Source organism: Clostridium sp. UBA7339, from assembly GCF_002470865.1.
GTDB lineage: Bacteria > Bacillota > Clostridia > Clostridiales > Clostridiaceae > Clostridium_J > Clostridium_J sulfidigenes.
On record NZ_DKPI01000006.1, the window covers coordinates 22,714 to 38,580 of the forward strand.

Genomic DNA, 15,867 nt, shown 5'->3' on the forward strand with positions numbered 1-15,867 from the left:
ATCCCTCACAAAATACAATTAATCTTCCTGATGAAAATCTTCTTCACCTTTATCTGTCAATATCTTTATTTTTCCTTCTGCTTCTTGAAGAGTCTTATATAAATCACTATAAAGCTTCATTCCCTCTTCATATTTACAAATAGCCTCATCTAAAGTAACTTCTCTATTTTCCATTTCAAGCAATATTTCCTCTAACTTGAGGACCTTACTCTCATAAGTTTCTTTTTTCTTAGCCATGTTATTCCTCCACCTGTTCTATTTTAAATAGTCCATGACCATCTTTCATGGTAATCCTTACAACTCCATACTTTTTCAATTTTTCTAAAGATTCTATAGGCTGATTCTCTGGACTTTTTATAATGCTATACCCCTTTTCTAATATGTTTAATGGGTTATTTCCAATTAATCTATGGCTTATAACCTTTAATCTATTTCTTTCCTCTTGAAGCCTTAACTCCATAGTAAACACTAGTTTACTTTTTAGATTATCTAACTTATCATATTGATTTACCACATAATTCTCAGGGCTATATAACAATAATCTATTAAGCATATTATTAAGAATATTAAATTTATCATTAATATTTTTACTTATAGCATATTTTATTTCTTCTCTTAATCCATTTAATTTTTCCTTAAAACCCTCTAAGCTGTATACTGCAATTTCAGCAGCATGGGAAGGAGTGGCTGCCCTTAAATCAGCTGTAAAGTCAGCTATTGTAAAATCTGTTTCGTGTCCTACTCCTGTAATAATCGGAATTTTAGAGGCTTTAATAGCCCTCGCTACTTCTTCCTCGTTAAAGGCCCATAACTCTTCGATTGAGCCACCACCTCTAGCTAAAAGTATCATATCTACATCCTCAATATTATTAAGAGCTTTTATACCAGCAGCTATATCTCTACTGGCATTGATCCCTTGAACTAAGGATGGATATATTAAAATATCAATGTTTGGGTTTCGTCTAGTTGCTACTTTAATTATATCCCTTACTGCTGCACCAGTAGGTGAAGTAATTACTCCTATTCTTCTTGGCATGGATGGAATTGCCTTTTTTAAATTATTATCAAAAAGTCCTTCTTTCTCTAACTTTTCTTTTAATAAATTAAATGCAATAAAGAGTTCTCCTTCCCCTTCTACCTCCATAGTGTTACAGTAAAGTTGGTAGGTTCCTTCTTTCTCATAGATAGATATATTCCCAGACACTACTACATTCATTCCATCCTTAGGTATAAATGTTAAATTCATGGCTCTTGTCTTGAACATTACACATTTAAGCTTTGTAAAACTATCCTTTAATGAAAAGTATATATGACCACTGCTATGGATTTTTACATTAGATAGTTCTCCTTTGATATTAGAATTTTTAAGTATAAAATCATTATCTATTACTTTCTTTATATAGCTATTTACTGCTGTCACTGTTAAAATTTTACTGTACATTTTTTAACCATGCCTCACAGGTATTCTTCATAAGCATAGTTGTTGTCATAGCGCCTACCCCACCAGGTACTGGAGTTACTAAACTAGCCACTTCTAATACTTCTTCAAAGTTTACATCGCCTTTGACCTTACCTTCCACCATAGTAGTTCCTACATCTATAACTATGGCTCCCTCTTTAACAAAATCTTTAGTTACAAAGCCAGGTTTTCCTATGGCAGAAACTAAAATATCTGCTTTTTTACAAACACTTTCTATATCTATAGTTTTTGAATGACATATAGTAATAGTAGCATTTTCTTTAAGCAGTAAAAAAGCTGCTGGCTTTCCAACTATGTTGCTTCGTCCAATTATTACTGCTTCTTTTCCCTTTATATCTACTTGAGATTTAATAAGTTCAATAACACTCCTAGCTGTACATGGCATGAAAGATTTTTTATCTTTATACATCTTTCCTAGATTAAAATCTGTAAGTCCATCTACATCCTTTTCTACATCAACAGCATCTAAAACTCTTTCTTCATTTAATGCTTTTGGAAGAGGTAATTGAATTATTATTCCATCAACATAATTATCTTCATTTAACTCTTTAATTTCATCAATAAGCTTATCTTCCGAAATATTTTCTGAAAACATTTTTGTTTCATACAATATTCCAAGCTCCTCACTTACCTTTTTTTGTCCTCGAGTATATGAAATAGATCCTCCATCTTCACCAACAATTATTGATACTAGCCTTGGAGGTCTTTTCCCTTTTATTACTCTGCTTGCAATTAATTCTTTAATTTCGCTTTTATGTTGAACTGCCAAGTCTTTTCCACTTAATTTTGTTCCCATAAATACACCTACTTTTTAATTAAATTATTTAACACCCCATTTATAAATGATGGTGCATTATCATCTCCATACCTCTTTGCAAGTTCTATAGCTTCATTAATAGTAACTTTGTTTGGAATATCTTCATCAAATAAGATTTCATAAGTTGCCATTTTCAGTATAGCTAAGTTCATCTTTGGTAATCTTTCTAATTTCCATTTTACTAGATACTTAGTAATAGTTTCATTAATTTGAGCTTCATTTTCAGATACTCCCTTTAATACTCTTATTACATATTCAAAGTCTATATCCTCTATTTTTTCCTCTGTATTTTCGCGAAAATTTTCAATAATGTCTACATAACTCTCCTTGTTAATTGACATTTCAAATATTAACCTAGTTGCTATCTCTCTACTTTTTCTTCTATTCATATATATACCTCCATAAAATATCTCTTGTTTGTTATTTATCCTAATAAGTTTTTTGTAACCTTTTATAAATGAATTATCTATATAAAACCACTTAAGTGGGAGTTTCTTATGTATAAGCTCCTTATATCTTCTTATTAATATATTATGTTTTTAAAATTGAAATTAAACTCCACATCATGACATGGATAAGTTAATTTTACACATGGAAACACCCTCTTCACTAGAGGGTGTTTAAAATTACTCTATTTCCTCTTCTTTGTTCATCTTAGGAAATATAATATTCTGCACGTTAATATTAACTAATGATACATTTAAACCTGTCATAGTTTCAACAGTGTTCTTAACATTTTTCTGCACCTTTAAACACATATCCGGTATCTTTATACCATACTCCACGGACATATGTAAATCTATTACTGCAGAATCGTTATCCATAGTTACTTTAACGCCCTTTGATATATTCTTTTTACCAGTAAGCTTTTTACTTATATCTTCTACTAATCCAGCACTCATACCTGCAACACCTTCTATTTCTGATGCTGCAAGACTAGCTATTACACCAATAACTTCGTCAGATATTCTTACTATACCAACTTCTTCCTCTGTAGGAACTTCATTTAATATATTTTCTTCCATAATTCACTACCCCCTTACCAGTGTGATTAATAATATTCATATTATATCAGATAACAATTTCTTTTACAAATTTTATAATAGAAATACTCATTATTTTTATATTACCCACTTTTATAAATATTACCCTATAAACATATTAAAAACAGCAGATTTTTACTCTACTGTTTTTAAAACAAAATATGTTTAGTTATTCAGCTACTTTTATTTCTATATCTTTTATATCAGCTTTACTCATAACTACATCTTTAATTTGTCTAACTTGTTGGTCTGAAAGCTCTCCTTCATGTTTAACTACCACTGTAGCCTTTTCCTTATCTAAAGTACAAAGAGCTTCTTCAAATCCTTGAGCTTTAAGTGCTAATTCAATTTTAACTTCTTTATCAGATTGAAGTGCTAAATTCTTATATTCATCAGCAGCCTCTGCCTTTTGATCTTGTGGAGTATTTTCATCATCTAATAAAGCCTTTAAAGTTTGAAGAGTTTTAGTGGCATTGTTATCACGTTGTAATCTTGCTTCTGTAAAATAATTTGCATTAGTTGATGCACTAATTGTAGTTCCATCATTTCCCTTTGTATCATTTACATAAAGTGGTCCATTTACTTGAGTCGCTAAATAACCTGCAAATAAAATTAATACTACTAGTGAAGAAATAATTATAGTTTGTTTTTTATTCATTATAGTTCCCCCCGAATTTTTTATTTATATCACATTTATATGCTACTTTTTCATAGGATATACCTGTACTTTATTATCTGAAAGACCAAATAATTTAATTACTGCTTGGCGTATCCTTAATTCTGTCACTGAATTCCCTGCTCCTTCAGCTACTACACAAATACCTGTAATGGTTGGATTATAAGTTTTTGTTATAAAGGGTTGTTGCTGATTTTCCTTGTTTTCCATAACTACTGTACTCCCATCATTTTCTTGTGTTATCTCCCTTTGTCCCCCACCATTGTCCTTTTCACTAGTAACACTAGTTGAAGTTTCTTCATTAAATACTGGTACCTGTTCTTGTCCACTTTCAAAGTAAATCATAGAGTGGACTTTACCTACACCTTCTATTTTCTCTAATAAACTAATTAATTCTTGTTGCATCTTCTCCTTATAAGCCTTATCTACAGCTGAAGATGTAGTATCTGTATTCTTTTGTATTTCATCACCACCTATTGCCACTACATTAGCAGTTCCACTGTCACTTCCCTTTGGACTATTGTCCTTTGTAAACATACTTCCTACTATTAATAATAAAACTCCAACTAAAAATACTATGGCTAAATTTGTTAATAGATTAGAATTTATCACCTTGGGCTTTTTACCACTTTCTCCTATAGTAGTTTTAGAATCTTTATCTTGCTGTTTGTTCTCACCTCCTTTTCCCTTAAAAATATCTTCAAATATTTTTTTAAGATTATTTGACACTTTTATCCCCCCAAACTTCTATATAAAATTTATGTTTAATTATTATTAAGTTTGTATACATATATATTTTCCTCATCTATATCGTAAGTAGAGCTAATAAAATTTCTAACCTCCATTGATTTTTTATCTGTTGAAGAATCTTGATTGTCTACTTGAACTGACTCATCACCGATTTGTACCTTTTTTACCCTTTCCACTGAACCATCATTAATTCCTATCTCAATTCTTTCAATAAGAAAAATGCTGTTTTCATTGTCATAAGCTGCATTTACATTTGCACTATACCGATCTCCCTTAAAATTTTTCTCTAAATCAGCTACACATTGTTTTTCTAAATTGTTTTTAAATCTTTCTAATGTACTATTTATGTTAGCCTGTCTATATTCTTCATAATTTCTCTCACCTCTATCATTGAATACTAAGTCTGCAGATTCTTCAATTATTTTGTTCACTTGTAGCTCTTCATTAAATATTTTTAAAATAGGACTTAATATAACTACAAAAACAATTAATCCAAGAACAAAATTACAATACTTTTTTAATGAATTATCTGGTAATATCATTTGTACTGCTGTAGAAAAAAATATTGCCACACATATGGTTATTATCCACTTTCCTAAAGCTTCTATCATTCCATCACCTACTTTTAACATAAATTAATCTAATATCTACATTAGAATAAATCCCTTACCTGTAGCAGCTATTATAGTAATCATTATAAAAAACATTACACTGACACATATAATGCAAGAACCAAGTAGCATCAAAGATCCTCCTGCAGCATCTATAATATTAGTTACCTTATTATCACTTACTGGTTGTAATAATGCAGAAGTTAGTTTATACATGAATCCCATAACAAAAATCTTTATTATAGGAAGTAAAATTATAGATATAAGAATTACCACACCTAATAGACTAACTGAGTTTTTCAAAAGTAAGGTGTAGCTGGCTACTGTTGCAAAGGCATCAGATAAAGTTTTACCTACTACAGGTATAAAACTGTCCATGGCAAATTTAGCTGTTTTTGTGGTCACAACATCAAAACTATTTCCTACAATTCCCCTAATTGTTATAATCCCAACGAAAATTGTTAGAAAAATACCTTGAACCCATAGAGCAAACTTTTTAAGTAAACTAGTTAAATTCTTAACGTTATATTCATTAGATATGTTATTTACAAAGTCTAGGACAAAACTCATACAAATTATAGGTATGATTATAGAAGAATAAAGCTTAGTTCCTAAGGTGCATACACCCATAATAATGGGGTCCATTACCACAGCTTGACTTACACTTCCTACACTTGCCAGTAACATTATAAGCACCGGCATTAGCGCTACCATAAAATCACTTATACTATTTATAACCTGTTGGGTTAATTCCACTCCTATATAAAATCCTCGAGCAATCAGTATAATCATCACAGAGAAGCAAGCAAAATATGCTACATTACACAACTTTTCATTGCTAAAGGCATTTTGAAGATTATTTAATAATGCACAAACTATAGCTATTATGATAAGTTGTCCTATTATTTTAAAAGATACTACTATTTCTTTAAATAAGTATCCCAAAGCCATCTTTAATATTTCTTTTCTTTCTAAGGAGCCTTGTCCATCTTTCATGTAACTTTGCACAAATTCCTTAGGCGACATATCCTTTAGTAATTCAGTTCCAGTATCCAGATTACTTATATAATCATATAGTCCATTTATTTTGCTCATTTGCTCATCATCTATATTTACTTCATCATTACCATAAGCTTTTATAGGAATTAAAAATATGATCATAACTATTAAAACAAATATACTTTTCTTCATATTTACACCTACATTATCTTTAATATTGTTTGCATTACAGCCATTAGTATTGGTATTGCAAGAGTAAGAATTAATATTTTACCAGCAAATTCAACCTTTGATGCAATACTACTCTCACCAGCATCCCTGCAAATTTCACTACAAAAGGATGATAAATATGCAATACCTAAAATTTTAAATACTGTATCCAAGTACACTATGTCTATATTAGCTTTATTAGATAAGGTTTGAAGGAAATTTACTATTATAGTTAGCTTGCTAACTAAAAACATAAATACTATTATGCCTGCTATTAAGCTAATTAAAAGTGCAATATCTGGTCTTTCCCTTTTTACCATTATCACAATAAGAAGAGTTATTAGTGCAAAGGATACTATTTTGATAATATCCATAGTTTCCTCCTAAAAGTAAAATAAAGTTTGTATTGCATTGAATAGCTTTGAAACCAAACTAATCACCAATATTAGTATTATTACTATTCCTGCTAAATTACTAATAACTGCATATTCCTTTTTCCCTCCACTATCTAAAACCTTATCTAAAACTATCATTACAATTCCAACTATACCAATTTTCACTATTATACTTATATCTAACAAAATCCACACGCCTCCTTACATTAAAATAATTCCTATCATGGCACCGAAGGAAAACCCTAGGTACCTATACATTTTCACGTTTTTATCAATGTTATATTCGGCATTCTTAATTGCTTTTCCCAAATTTTCTAGAGTTAGTGCAAACATATCATTATGTCCTTCTATATCCATCTCACCTAGGCTTTTAGTAAAATCTAAAAATATGCCTAGATCATCTTTAGTTAAGGATAATTTGTCCACTCTTTTATCTAGGCTATGAATAAAACAACTATTTACATCACATTCTTCGCTACTAATAATTAATTCTGACGCTTCCTTAAAAATTCCAGCTATGGGTTCTTCACATTTTTCATATACCTTATTAAGAGCCTCTGGAAGTAATGCATGGGTAAAATTTATTTCATTCTTTAATACATATACGCCTCGCTGAAATTCCTTTAACTCCCTAACTCTTTTTTTAAATTTTTCTCCATAAGAAAATCCTAAAATAGTAGATGAAACTACTATAAGAATAAACCCTATTACTTTTATCATTTATTACCACCCCCTTACTTTCTCACCTTTTGTAAAATCATATATATATTCTATGGTTGCAATGCCACACTTATTACTTAAAATTACAGCTCTTTGAAAAACTTTATTTTCTAAAATTTCTTTGAATACTGGTCTATTATAGAGATCCTTTTCACTAAATCCGTGGATAGTCGTTATTACATTTACACCTGAATTTAATGCTGCCACAATACTCTCCATATCTTTATAGGTACCTATTTCGTCACATACTATAAGATGAGGAGCCATACTTCTAATGGCCATGATTATTCCTTGACTTTTCGGGCAGTTATCCAATATATCTGTCCTAATGCCTACATCCATTTGAGGAACCCCTCTATAACATGCTCCAATTTCACTTCTTTCATCAATAATAGCTACATTTTTGCCACTTAACCCATATCTTGATAATCCATTAGATATCTCTCTTGATAAATCTCTTAATATAGTTGTTTTCCCACATTTAGGTGGAGATATTATTATAGTATTTAATATAGAATTATCTTTAATAATAAAAGGTAAGATTCCATCACTACATCCCTTTACCTCTCTAGCAATACGTATATTAATTGAAGATATGTGTTTTATAGTCTTAAGAGAGTTTTCTTCTAAAACACAGGTACCACAAATTCCAACTCTGTGACCACCTTGAATAGTTATATATCCTTGTTTGATTTCTTCCTCAAAGGCGTATATGGAGTAGCTACTTATCTTTTGAATAATTATCTTTATGTCCTCTAGTTTTGTATTATAACTTGTTCTTATCTCCTTATTATTGCTTATAAATATAAGCGGTTTGTTAACTTTCAATCTAATTTCTTGTAGTTTTCCACCATGGTCATAGTTTATAACTTCAGTTCTAATAGAAGGAGATAGTATATCCAAAACATCTTTAGTAATCATGCAACTCACCCTTTCTTACTTAATTGTTATTACCTTTCATAGATAATTATTACTATAATATTTTTATTTTTTTATTTTTTGCAAAAAAATAAGTGCTTCCTATAACGAAATATAATATTTCATTATAGGAAGCACTTATTAAAAACAGTATGTTTTCATATATCTCTGCAACCTATTAAATATGTATTCATAGAGCAAATAAAAACTAGCCTTCAATTATGAAAGCTAGCTCAATATGGACTAAACTCTTTCCATATATTCTCCTGATCTAGTATCAACTCTAATTGTGTCTCCTTCATTTACAAATAGAGGAACTGGAACTATTGCCCCTGTTTCTACTGTAGCTGGTTTTAACACGTTAGTTGCAGTATTTCCTTTAACTGCTGGTTCAGTGTTTGTAATTAATAGTTCAACGAAGTTTGGAGCTTCTACTGAGAAAGCTTCACCCTTGTAGAATTTAATTATTGCAAACATGTTTTCTTTTAAGAACTTTATAGCTTCTTCTACTTTATCGTAGTTTAACGGAATTTGCTCGAAAGTTTCTTGATCCATGAAGTAGTATAACTCTCCATCAGAATAAAGATACTGCATTTCTTTTCTCTCTATTACTGCTTCTTGGAATTTAGCAGTTGGGTTGAAAGTTGTTTCTGTAACCGCTCCAGTTATAGCATTTTTTAATTTAGTTCTAACGAATGCAGCACCCTTACCTGGTTTAACATGTAAAAATTCTACAACAGTGTAAACTTGTCCACCATCTTCAAAAGTTGTTCCTTTTCTTAAATCTCCAGCTGATATCATAATGTAACCTCCCAATATATAATAGCCTTTGTTAATAAAATTATTATAACCTATTTAAAGCACTTTAATACCTTATGTAGTTATTAATATGCATACTAAATTTTAGTAATAAACTAATTACCTAATTTAATAATTATACTTACTTACATTTACATTAACAATGATATTTTATCAAAACTATGTATTCTTTGCAAACAAATTATACCTTCATATTAAGAAACTTGCAATAAAAGTTTAAATATATTATTAAAAATACATATTATATCCATATATTCATATCTATTATATACATTTTGATAGATTTAAAACCCTGGAACAATAGCTCCTTTATAATTATCTTCGATGTATTTTTTTACTTCTTCAGAAGTGGCTGCTTTTGTTAAAGCTTTTATTTTATCCTTTTCTTTATCTTCAGTTCTAACAGCAATGATATTAGCATATGGACTATCTGTACCTTCAATTGCTAAAGCATCTTTCAAAGGGTTAAGTCCCCCCTCTAAAGCATAGTTAGTATTTATTACTGCTAATTCTACATCTTTTAGAACCCTTGGTAACTGTTCTGCATCTAGCTCTGTAATCTTAACATTTTTCGGATTTGAAGTAATATCTTTTGCAGTTACTAGATCCCCCTCTGAAATTTCAATTACTCCATTTTTAGCTAAAAATTTTAAAGCTCTTGCTCCATTAGATGGATCATTAGGAATTGCTATTTCCGCACCATCTTTAATAGCCCCCATACCATCTAATTTTTCTGAATATACTCCCATTGGTTCTAGGTGTACCTTTGTTGTATAAGAAAGTTCATAAGATTTTTCCTTAACTGTAGCTTCTAAAAAAGGTACATGCTGAAAATAGTTTGCATCTATTTCACCTTCTTCAAGGGCAGTATTAGGTAGTACATAATCTGAAAACTCTACTACTTCTACTTTATATCCTTGATTCTCCAATAGTGGCTTTATAGCATTTTCCACTATAGCTTTATGCGGCTCTGGAGATACTCCTATAGCTATAACCTTATCTTCACCCTTAGCCCCTGAGCCTGCTTTCCCCTTAGAACCACAGCCTACTAAAGTCACCCCTAAAGCTAATGTTAACGTTAAACTTAATAATTTCTTTACTGATTTTTTCATGTATATATTCCTCCTTGATTATAAATTTCTAAACTTAAATTTTGAATACTAGCTTAGTTTCTTATATATGTAGTTTCCTAAGCTTTGAATAAGTTGAACAAATATAATTAAAACTACCACTGTAAATATCATAATTGGAGTATTAAATCTATTATATCCATAGGTTATAGCTGCTGCTCCAAGACCGCCTCCACCAATAGATCCAGCCATGGCAGAATAGCCTATAATGCTTATAATAGTTAAAGTAAGACCTGACGCAATAGATGGTAAGGCTTCTTTTATCATTATTTTAAATATTATTTGAGTCTTAGTAGCTCCTAAGGATTGAGCTGCTTCTATAACTCCTTTATCTACTTCCTTTAAAGAAGTTTCAATAATTCTTGCAACAAAAGGAGCTGCAGCTATAGTCAAAGGTACTATGGCCGCTGTAGTTCCTATGGATTTACCTACAATAACTCTAGTAACAGGAACTACTACCACCATCAATATTACGAAAGGTAAACTTCTTAAAGTATTTATAACTCCATCTAATATTTTATATATATATTTATTTTCCATTGGACCTTCTTTGGTTGTTAGTATTAAAGCTATGGCTAAAACCATACCAATAATTACTGCAAAGATCGTAGATATCACTACCATTATTAAAGTTTCTATTAGTGCACTACTAAGGATCCCTATAATTGCTTCTACTGTCATAACTATAACACCTCCCATTGGAATTTATTCTTTTCTAAGTAACTAGTAACAACTTCCTTCCACTGTTCATCAACTCTTATGACTAATGATCCCAATATATTTTCCCTAAATCTTTCTAACTTGCCCCACACAATAGAAAAATTTACATTCAAATCTCTAGCCATGTTGGTTATAAATGAATTTTCACTTTTATTTGCCGGAAAATATATCTTAATATTGACTCCATCTTGAAATAAAATTTCTTCTTCTTCTCCTAAGAATTTTCTTAGAGAATATCCTGGTCTTAAGAACAGTTCATCTACATTTCCTTCAGCTTTAACTTCTCCTCCTTCTACAAGCACTATTCGCTGGCATATAGACTTTACTACTTCCATCTGATGAGTAACCATTACTATGGTAATCCCCATTTCTTTATTAATTTTAGATAACAGCTCTAATATGTCCTTTGTAGTTTTAGGATCCAGTGCTGAGGTTGCTTCATCACAAAGTAATATTTTAGGTTCTAAAGCTAAAGCTCTTGCAATTGCTACTCTTTGCTTTTCTCCGCCACTTAACTCTTTAGGCATAGACTTTATCTTGTGGAATAATCCAACAATTTTCAACAATTCTTCTACCTTTTTTTCTATATACTCTTTATCATATCCCCATAGTTGTAATGGTAATGCCACATTATTATATACATTAGACCTTTTAAGTAAGTTAAAATTTTGAAATATCATTCCAACATTTTTTCTAAACTCTCTAATATCTCTTTCTGTCATAGAGGAAACTTCTTTTCCCATAACTTTCAAACTGCCTTCATCATAACCTTCTAATCCATTTATACATCTTAACATGGTAGATTTTCCAGCTCCACTGTGACCTATGATTCCATATACTTGTCCCTCTTCTATGGTAAATGATACATTCTTTAGAACTTTTAAACTCTCAAAGCTCTTATTGATATGTGATACCTCTATCATTATCTAGCACCGCCCTTTACTGTAGATATCCTATTTACTTTAAATCTAGATTTAATTATTTGGGGTAAAAAGAAAAGCACTAGAGAATAAATCTCTAGTGCATAAAACTTCATGCATGCCAATTCATTCTCTTATCTTCCAGCTCAAAAAAGCTGCAGGATTTAGCACCATGACGCACATATAAAGATATATGATTCAATATATATACACAGGTTGCTGGGTTTCAAAGGGCCAGTCCCTCCACCGCTCGTGATAAGACAATATTTACTTTTACCTTGGCACTAATTATACATAACAATAAATAAATAGTCAACATAAAAATACCAAATTTTTTAGATTTTTTTGAATACAAGAATAAAGGTGCAAATATCTTCTTCCACCACCAAAGAGTTAATTTCTTTTATTTCATCCATCTTACCTAAATCACTAAGTAAATTTTTAAAAGTAGTAAAATCCCCCTTACACTTGATAGTTACTTCACCCCAAGAGTCATAAACAACAATGTTATTTAAAGAAATATCATTATAACTTCTTAATCTATTTAAAAATTCTCCAAGTTTAAACTCTTCCTTTTTATTTTCTTCTACAAGGTTACTTACAACTAAATTTCTATGATTTTTAGCATTATTTAAATTTATTTGTGTTTTACCATAGGCTATTAAGAGTATTATAGTTGCTATAACTATAGTAATATTAATTAATTTATATTTTCTAGTATCCATTAATCTTTACCTTAGCTGTAAAATATAGCTCTTCCTTCTCTTGAAGAATAGATGAAACTTCAACTATTGAAAACTTTTCTTCTAAAGTTTTAATACACATTGAATAATCTTCCTTATCTTTAATCTTTATATTAAATCCTATATTATTGTCATCTATATTCATAGAATTTATCTCAAGCTCTTCCTTTGAAATTATTTCATAAATATAGTTATATGCAAAGGTTGTAATACTTTTTCTGTCATTATTTAATTCTATGTTTTTGTTATACTGCACTTTACCTACAATATTTAATCTCTTGTAATGATTCCCTAATATTCCCATGGAAATAATTATAAATAATATAGAGAAATATATCAAAGTCCTTATTATATTTTTCTTATAGATGTACCTTAAACTCTCTATATACCATTGAGGATAATATCCTTCTTTCATTGTCTCCCTCCCTTTCATAAATTAAGAATTTACAGGAAAACTCCTTTTCATCTCATATAAATTAGCGACCTTAACCTTTTCCTTTTTTTCATTTGTAATGATGTAAATTCCCTTATTATTATGTTCTTCTCCATTAATCTCTCTCAAAAATGCTAAGATTTCTATATTTACATTTTCTTTACTTCCATTTATAACTCTATTTGCTCTTATAGTTCCATTTTCTACTTCAATGATATAAACATATTTATTTCTATATATTATTAAAGTGAATTCTCCATTTTTAATCTTTTTGTTGTATTTATTTGTATATAACTGTTGTATAGGTATTATAGAGTTTATATTTGCTCCTAAAAACAATTCTCGATTCATTAAAAGTGAATCCTTTACATTTATGCAGTATATGGCTACCTCTAATTTTCCTCTTTTATTCCTAATAATTTCATAGTTAAATATTATATTTTCTATATCATAAAAAATTTTTATTACTTGATTTTTAACAATTAAATCTAGTTTATTTTTATTTACTTTAGGCACAAAAATATTATGTACAAATATCTCTTCTCCCTCTAAAATTATGTCCAAATTAAGCTTTCTTAAATTTTCCTCAACTGCTACATCAGTGTCTTTATAATTTTTCTTACAGCAATATGTGCAGTAAAAATTCTTATCCTTTTTTAAATCTTTAATCTTTTCTTTTACAAACTTTATTTCTTCTTCACTTATTTCAATCGTACACCTTTTCTTCATAACTCTCCCTTCTACTGTACTAAATTCCCCTTAAAAATATATTTAACTTCACTACCACTAATCTCCATAGCGAACCTATAAACTCTATTTAATCCATTGATTTGAAAATACTTATTACTTAAATCATAGGTTATATAACTATTATCATAGGTTATTAGTTTTTCACCAGCCTTCCTTTCAAAGTATTTCTCTGGAGTCTCTGCATTTATAGTTTCTATATTTTCTAGTACATAACTATTAAAATTAGCTATTAAGTGCTCCTTATAGCTATGGTCCTTATTTTCTTTCAAGTTATATTCCACATAATTTTTAATATAAGAATTTCTATTAATAAAGGACTTCATAGAATAACATATAGTTAGGGAAATAATCATTCCTACAATTACCACATAAGTTAATATCCATCCCCTATGAATTTTTCTATACTTGCTTAACCCTGTTTTATATTTTACCAATTGCTCTCTCTCCACTAATTCCTTTATTCGTAACTATTTTAATGAATAGAACCTTACCATTTTGCCTAACTTTAATTTCTCTCACATCATATAAAAGAGGCTGATTGGTGTGGCCTACTCCATGTTTATTCTTGAAAAAAAACCTAAGTTCATTCCCCTCTAAAGAAACATAACTTTCTCCTACAGATGTAGGTATAATTATATCCCCCTCTTTTAAAAAACATCCTTCACCTCTATAATTAACATAATTTTCTATATACATAAGTGCTTCATAAATCCCTGTAATTTCACTAGAATAATATACGTTTTCCTTATAGCTTTTCATCCAAATACTATAACTGCTAATAATAACTGTAATTATTAAGGAGGAAATACTTAAGGCCGCTATTAATTCTAATATGGTAACCCCTTTAGCTTTTCTCATAATTACCCTTGTAAAATACATAATTTATTTCCTTTCCATCTTGAAACTTATATAAAACCTCTATTTTTATAATTTCTTTACCAGTTTCTTCAGTTCCCATTAACATTATAATTGGGTATTGCTTTACTTCATCCTTTATAATATATTTTATATTTATACTACCTAGAGCTTCCTCTGATAAATCACTAGTATTTATAAATCTAGTTTTTTCAACTATCTCTTTTTTAATATCACCATAATCCATATTGCATAAAATAAGCTTTTTAACTGCATCTATCTGAAAAGTGGCCTTCATTTCCTTTTGCTCTTCTTCTTCACACCTTCCCATTACACCATAAAAAGTAAGTGCTCCTATGAGAATAGTAGATATAACTAACATGCTTATTATAGTTTCTAACAGTGTAATTCCTTTATTTTTGCTTACTAACATAATCTGTTCCTACCTTTATGGTTATAACTTCTCTACGTCCATCTGTATCATATATATTTATAGACCTTCCCAAAGATGTATTTCCGTCAATATCTAATGGTATAGTTATACTAGCATCATTAGATATATGTATCCTTAGTGAATCTGGTAATAGATAACTGTGTACTTTTACAGTTCCATGATATAGGTTTAATTCTCTACTTTGGATAACTAATCTAAAGAGTTTCCTATTATCATAATTATTTCTTGCATACATCTTACAGCTATTTATAAATTCAATTGTGCCATTAACCCCATGTTCCATTTCCATGGCTAACTTCTTTTCATCATAGGAGTTTAAATGAGGATATATTATAAATGAACATATAGACAATATACCTAATACCACTATTAATTCTATTAGTGTAAATCCATTTTTCTTCATAGTTTTCTACCTTAATACCTT

General features: G+C 29.6%; 24 protein-coding genes and 1 riboswitch. All 24 genes read right to left on the reverse strand.

Annotated elements, in window-relative coordinates:
• Positions 1-18: 18 nt before the first annotated feature.
• Entirely contained in the window at positions 19-237 is a 219-nt protein-coding gene (xseB, locus tag B2S02_RS03470; protein WP_035129370.1) for an exodeoxyribonuclease VII small subunit, read from the reverse strand.
• Between the two features lies 1 nt (position 238).
• Positions 239-1,441 (reverse strand): exodeoxyribonuclease VII large subunit, encoded by a 1,203-nt coding sequence (gene xseA / locus B2S02_RS03475; RefSeq protein ID WP_346877412.1) that lies wholly within the window; start codon positions 1,439-1,441, stop codon positions 239-241.
• Positions 1,431-2,276 carry a bifunctional 5,10-methylenetetrahydrofolate dehydrogenase/5,10-methenyltetrahydrofolate cyclohydrolase gene (locus B2S02_RS03480; protein WP_346847951.1) on the reverse strand — a complete coding sequence of 282 codons (846 nt, stop codon included), beginning with the start codon at positions 2,274-2,276 and terminating at the stop codon, positions 1,431-1,433. Before B2S02_RS03480 ends, xseA begins: the two co-directional genes overlap by 11 nt.
• Positions 2,277-2,284: 8 nt before the next feature.
• The gene (gene nusB, locus B2S02_RS03485; protein WP_346847950.1) at positions 2,285-2,686 is read right to left on the reverse strand and encodes a transcription antitermination factor NusB; all 402 of its coding nucleotides are present in this window, start codon (positions 2,684-2,686) and stop codon (positions 2,285-2,287) included.
• Positions 2,687-2,923: 237 nt separating this feature from the next.
• Complete coding sequence (locus B2S02_RS03490; protein WP_035129363.1) at positions 2,924-3,322, reverse strand: Asp23/Gls24 family envelope stress response protein; 399 nt, start codon at positions 3,320-3,322, stop codon at positions 2,924-2,926.
• Between the two features lie 187 nt (positions 3,323-3,509).
• A complete protein-coding gene (locus B2S02_RS03495; RefSeq protein ID WP_346847949.1) occupies positions 3,510-3,998 on the reverse strand; it encodes a SpoIIIAH-like family protein in 489 nt (162 codons plus the stop codon).
• A 42-nt stretch (positions 3,999-4,040) separates the two neighbouring features.
• Complete coding sequence (gene spoIIIAG, locus B2S02_RS03500; RefSeq protein ID WP_346847948.1) at positions 4,041-4,745, reverse strand: stage III sporulation protein AG; 705 nt, start codon at positions 4,743-4,745, stop codon at positions 4,041-4,043.
• A 35-nt stretch (positions 4,746-4,780) separates the two neighbouring features.
• The gene (gene spoIIIAF, locus B2S02_RS03505) at positions 4,781-5,398 is read right to left on the reverse strand and encodes a stage III sporulation protein AF (protein WP_346920307.1); all 618 of its coding nucleotides are present in this window, start codon (positions 5,396-5,398) and stop codon (positions 4,781-4,783) included.
• A gap of 15 nt (positions 5,399-5,413) precedes the next feature.
• Positions 5,414-6,568 carry a stage III sporulation protein AE gene (gene spoIIIAE / locus B2S02_RS03510; protein ID WP_150844940.1) on the reverse strand — a complete coding sequence of 385 codons (1,155 nt, stop codon included), beginning with the start codon at positions 6,566-6,568 and terminating at the stop codon, positions 5,414-5,416.
• A gap of 8 nt (positions 6,569-6,576) precedes the next feature.
• Complete coding sequence (spoIIIAD, locus tag B2S02_RS03515; protein WP_035129356.1) at positions 6,577-6,960, reverse strand: stage III sporulation protein AD; 384 nt, start codon at positions 6,958-6,960, stop codon at positions 6,577-6,579.
• A 9-nt stretch (positions 6,961-6,969) separates the two neighbouring features.
• Positions 6,970-7,167 carry a stage III sporulation protein AC gene (spoIIIAC, locus tag B2S02_RS03520; RefSeq protein WP_035129354.1) on the reverse strand — a complete coding sequence of 66 codons (198 nt, stop codon included), beginning with the start codon at positions 7,165-7,167 and terminating at the stop codon, positions 6,970-6,972.
• Positions 7,168-7,182: 15 nt separating this feature from the next.
• Positions 7,183-7,701 carry a stage III sporulation protein SpoIIIAB gene (gene spoIIIAB / locus B2S02_RS03525; protein ID WP_035129352.1) on the reverse strand — a complete coding sequence of 173 codons (519 nt, stop codon included), beginning with the start codon at positions 7,699-7,701 and terminating at the stop codon, positions 7,183-7,185.
• Between the two features lie 3 nt (positions 7,702-7,704).
• Entirely contained in the window at positions 7,705-8,622 is a 918-nt protein-coding gene (gene spoIIIAA, locus B2S02_RS03530; protein WP_346847946.1) for a stage III sporulation protein AA, read from the reverse strand.
• A 240-nt stretch (positions 8,623-8,862) separates the two neighbouring features.
• Positions 8,863-9,420 carry an elongation factor P gene (gene efp / locus B2S02_RS03535; protein WP_035129348.1) on the reverse strand — a complete coding sequence of 186 codons (558 nt, stop codon included), beginning with the start codon at positions 9,418-9,420 and terminating at the stop codon, positions 8,863-8,865.
• 302 nt (positions 9,421-9,722) lie between these two features.
• Positions 9,723-10,550, reverse strand: coding sequence for a MetQ/NlpA family ABC transporter substrate-binding protein (locus B2S02_RS03540; RefSeq protein WP_346920308.1), 828 nt, complete (start codon positions 10,548-10,550; stop codon positions 9,723-9,725).
• A gap of 48 nt (positions 10,551-10,598) precedes the next feature.
• Positions 10,599-11,249 carry a methionine ABC transporter permease gene (locus B2S02_RS03545; protein WP_414632887.1) on the reverse strand — a complete coding sequence of 217 codons (651 nt, stop codon included), beginning with the start codon at positions 11,247-11,249 and terminating at the stop codon, positions 10,599-10,601.
• A 2-nt stretch (positions 11,250-11,251) separates the two neighbouring features.
• Complete coding sequence (locus B2S02_RS03550; RefSeq protein ID WP_346847944.1) at positions 11,252-12,211, reverse strand: methionine ABC transporter ATP-binding protein; 960 nt, start codon at positions 12,209-12,211, stop codon at positions 11,252-11,254.
• Positions 12,212-12,339: 128 nt separating this feature from the next.
• Positions 12,340-12,470: riboswitch (SAM riboswitch) on the reverse strand.
• Positions 12,471-12,543: 73 nt separating this feature from the next.
• Complete coding sequence (locus B2S02_RS03555; protein ID WP_035129332.1) at positions 12,544-12,933, reverse strand: hypothetical protein; 390 nt, start codon at positions 12,931-12,933, stop codon at positions 12,544-12,546.
• The gene (locus tag B2S02_RS03560; protein WP_346890902.1) at positions 12,923-13,366 is read right to left on the reverse strand and encodes a hypothetical protein; all 444 of its coding nucleotides are present in this window, start codon (positions 13,364-13,366) and stop codon (positions 12,923-12,925) included. Before B2S02_RS03560 ends, B2S02_RS03555 begins: the two co-directional genes overlap by 11 nt.
• 21 nt (positions 13,367-13,387) lie before the next feature.
• Positions 13,388-14,113: a hypothetical protein gene (locus B2S02_RS03565; RefSeq protein ID WP_346890903.1), complete on the reverse strand. Its 726-nt coding sequence runs from the start codon at positions 14,111-14,113 to the stop codon at positions 13,388-13,390.
• 11 nt (positions 14,114-14,124) lie between these two features.
• The gene (locus B2S02_RS03570; RefSeq protein WP_346890904.1) at positions 14,125-14,568 is read right to left on the reverse strand and encodes a hypothetical protein; all 444 of its coding nucleotides are present in this window, start codon (positions 14,566-14,568) and stop codon (positions 14,125-14,127) included.
• Positions 14,555-14,992 (reverse strand): hypothetical protein, encoded by a 438-nt coding sequence (locus B2S02_RS03575; RefSeq protein WP_346920309.1) that lies wholly within the window; start codon positions 14,990-14,992, stop codon positions 14,555-14,557. The genes B2S02_RS03570 and B2S02_RS03575 overlap by 14 nt, the downstream gene beginning before the upstream one ends.
• A complete protein-coding gene (locus tag B2S02_RS03580; RefSeq protein WP_346920310.1) occupies positions 14,979-15,422 on the reverse strand; it encodes a hypothetical protein in 444 nt (147 codons plus the stop codon). Before B2S02_RS03580 ends, B2S02_RS03575 begins: the two co-directional genes overlap by 14 nt.
• Complete coding sequence (locus B2S02_RS03585) at positions 15,403-15,846, reverse strand: type II secretion system protein (protein ID WP_346920311.1); 444 nt, start codon at positions 15,844-15,846, stop codon at positions 15,403-15,405. The genes B2S02_RS03580 and B2S02_RS03585 overlap by 20 nt, the downstream gene beginning before the upstream one ends.
• Positions 15,847-15,867 lie beyond the last annotated feature (21 nt).

What these genes read in the sequence shown, in the direction of transcription:
- xseB (WP_035129370.1), bottom strand. Translation starts at nt 237, where the DNA reads ATGGCTAAGAAAAAAGAAACTTATGAGAGTAAGGTCCTCAAGTTAGAG.
- xseA (WP_346877412.1), bottom strand. Translation starts at nt 1,441, where the DNA reads ATGTACAGTAAAATTTTAACAGTGACAGCAGTAAATAGCTATATAAAG.
- B2S02_RS03480 (WP_346847951.1), bottom strand. Translation starts at nt 2,276, where the DNA reads ATGGGAACAAAATTAAGTGGAAAAGACTTGGCAGTTCAACATAAAAGC.
- nusB (WP_346847950.1), bottom strand. Translation starts at nt 2,686, where the DNA reads ATGAATAGAAGAAAAAGTAGAGAGATAGCAACTAGGTTAATATTTGAA.
- B2S02_RS03490 (WP_035129363.1), bottom strand. Translation starts at nt 3,322, where the DNA reads ATGGAAGAAAATATATTAAATGAAGTTCCTACAGAGGAAGAAGTTGGT.
- B2S02_RS03495 (WP_346847949.1), bottom strand. Translation starts at nt 3,998, where the DNA reads ATGAATAAAAAACAAACTATAATTATTTCTTCACTAGTAGTATTAATT.
- spoIIIAF (WP_346920307.1), bottom strand. Translation starts at nt 5,398, where the DNA reads ATGTTAAAAGTAGGTGATGGAATGATAGAAGCTTTAGGAAAGTGGATA.
- spoIIIAE (WP_150844940.1), bottom strand. Translation starts at nt 6,568, where the DNA reads ATGAAGAAAAGTATATTTGTTTTAATAGTTATGATCATATTTTTAATT.
- spoIIIAD (WP_035129356.1), bottom strand. Translation starts at nt 6,960, where the DNA reads ATGGATATTATCAAAATAGTATCCTTTGCACTAATAACTCTTCTTATT.
- spoIIIAB (WP_035129352.1), bottom strand. Translation starts at nt 7,701, where the DNA reads ATGATAAAAGTAATAGGGTTTATTCTTATAGTAGTTTCATCTACTATT.
- spoIIIAA (WP_346847946.1), bottom strand. Translation starts at nt 8,622, where the DNA reads ATGATTACTAAAGATGTTTTGGATATACTATCTCCTTCTATTAGAACT.
- efp (WP_035129348.1), bottom strand. Translation starts at nt 9,420, where the DNA reads ATGATATCAGCTGGAGATTTAAGAAAAGGAACAACTTTTGAAGATGGT.
- B2S02_RS03540 (WP_346920308.1), bottom strand. Translation starts at nt 10,550, where the DNA reads ATGAAAAAATCAGTAAAGAAATTATTAAGTTTAACGTTAACATTAGCT.
- B2S02_RS03545 (WP_414632887.1), bottom strand. Translation starts at nt 11,249, where the DNA reads ATGACAGTAGAAGCAATTATAGGGATCCTTAGTAGTGCACTAATAGAA.
- B2S02_RS03550 (WP_346847944.1), bottom strand. Translation starts at nt 12,211, where the DNA reads ATGATAGAGGTATCACATATCAATAAGAGCTTTGAGAGTTTAAAAGTT.
- B2S02_RS03555 (WP_035129332.1), bottom strand. Translation starts at nt 12,933, where the DNA reads ATGGATACTAGAAAATATAAATTAATTAATATTACTATAGTTATAGCA.
- B2S02_RS03560 (WP_346890902.1), bottom strand. Translation starts at nt 13,366, where the DNA reads ATGAAAGAAGGATATTATCCTCAATGGTATATAGAGAGTTTAAGGTAC.
- B2S02_RS03565 (WP_346890903.1), bottom strand. Translation starts at nt 14,113, where the DNA reads ATGAAGAAAAGGTGTACGATTGAAATAAGTGAAGAAGAAATAAAGTTT.
- B2S02_RS03575 (WP_346920309.1), bottom strand. Translation starts at nt 14,992, where the DNA reads ATGAGAAAAGCTAAAGGGGTTACCATATTAGAATTAATAGCGGCCTTA.
- B2S02_RS03580 (WP_346920310.1), bottom strand. Translation starts at nt 15,422, where the DNA reads ATGTTAGTAAGCAAAAATAAAGGAATTACACTGTTAGAAACTATAATA.
- B2S02_RS03585 (WP_346920311.1), bottom strand. Translation starts at nt 15,846, where the DNA reads ATGAAGAAAAATGGATTTACACTAATAGAATTAATAGTGGTATTAGGT.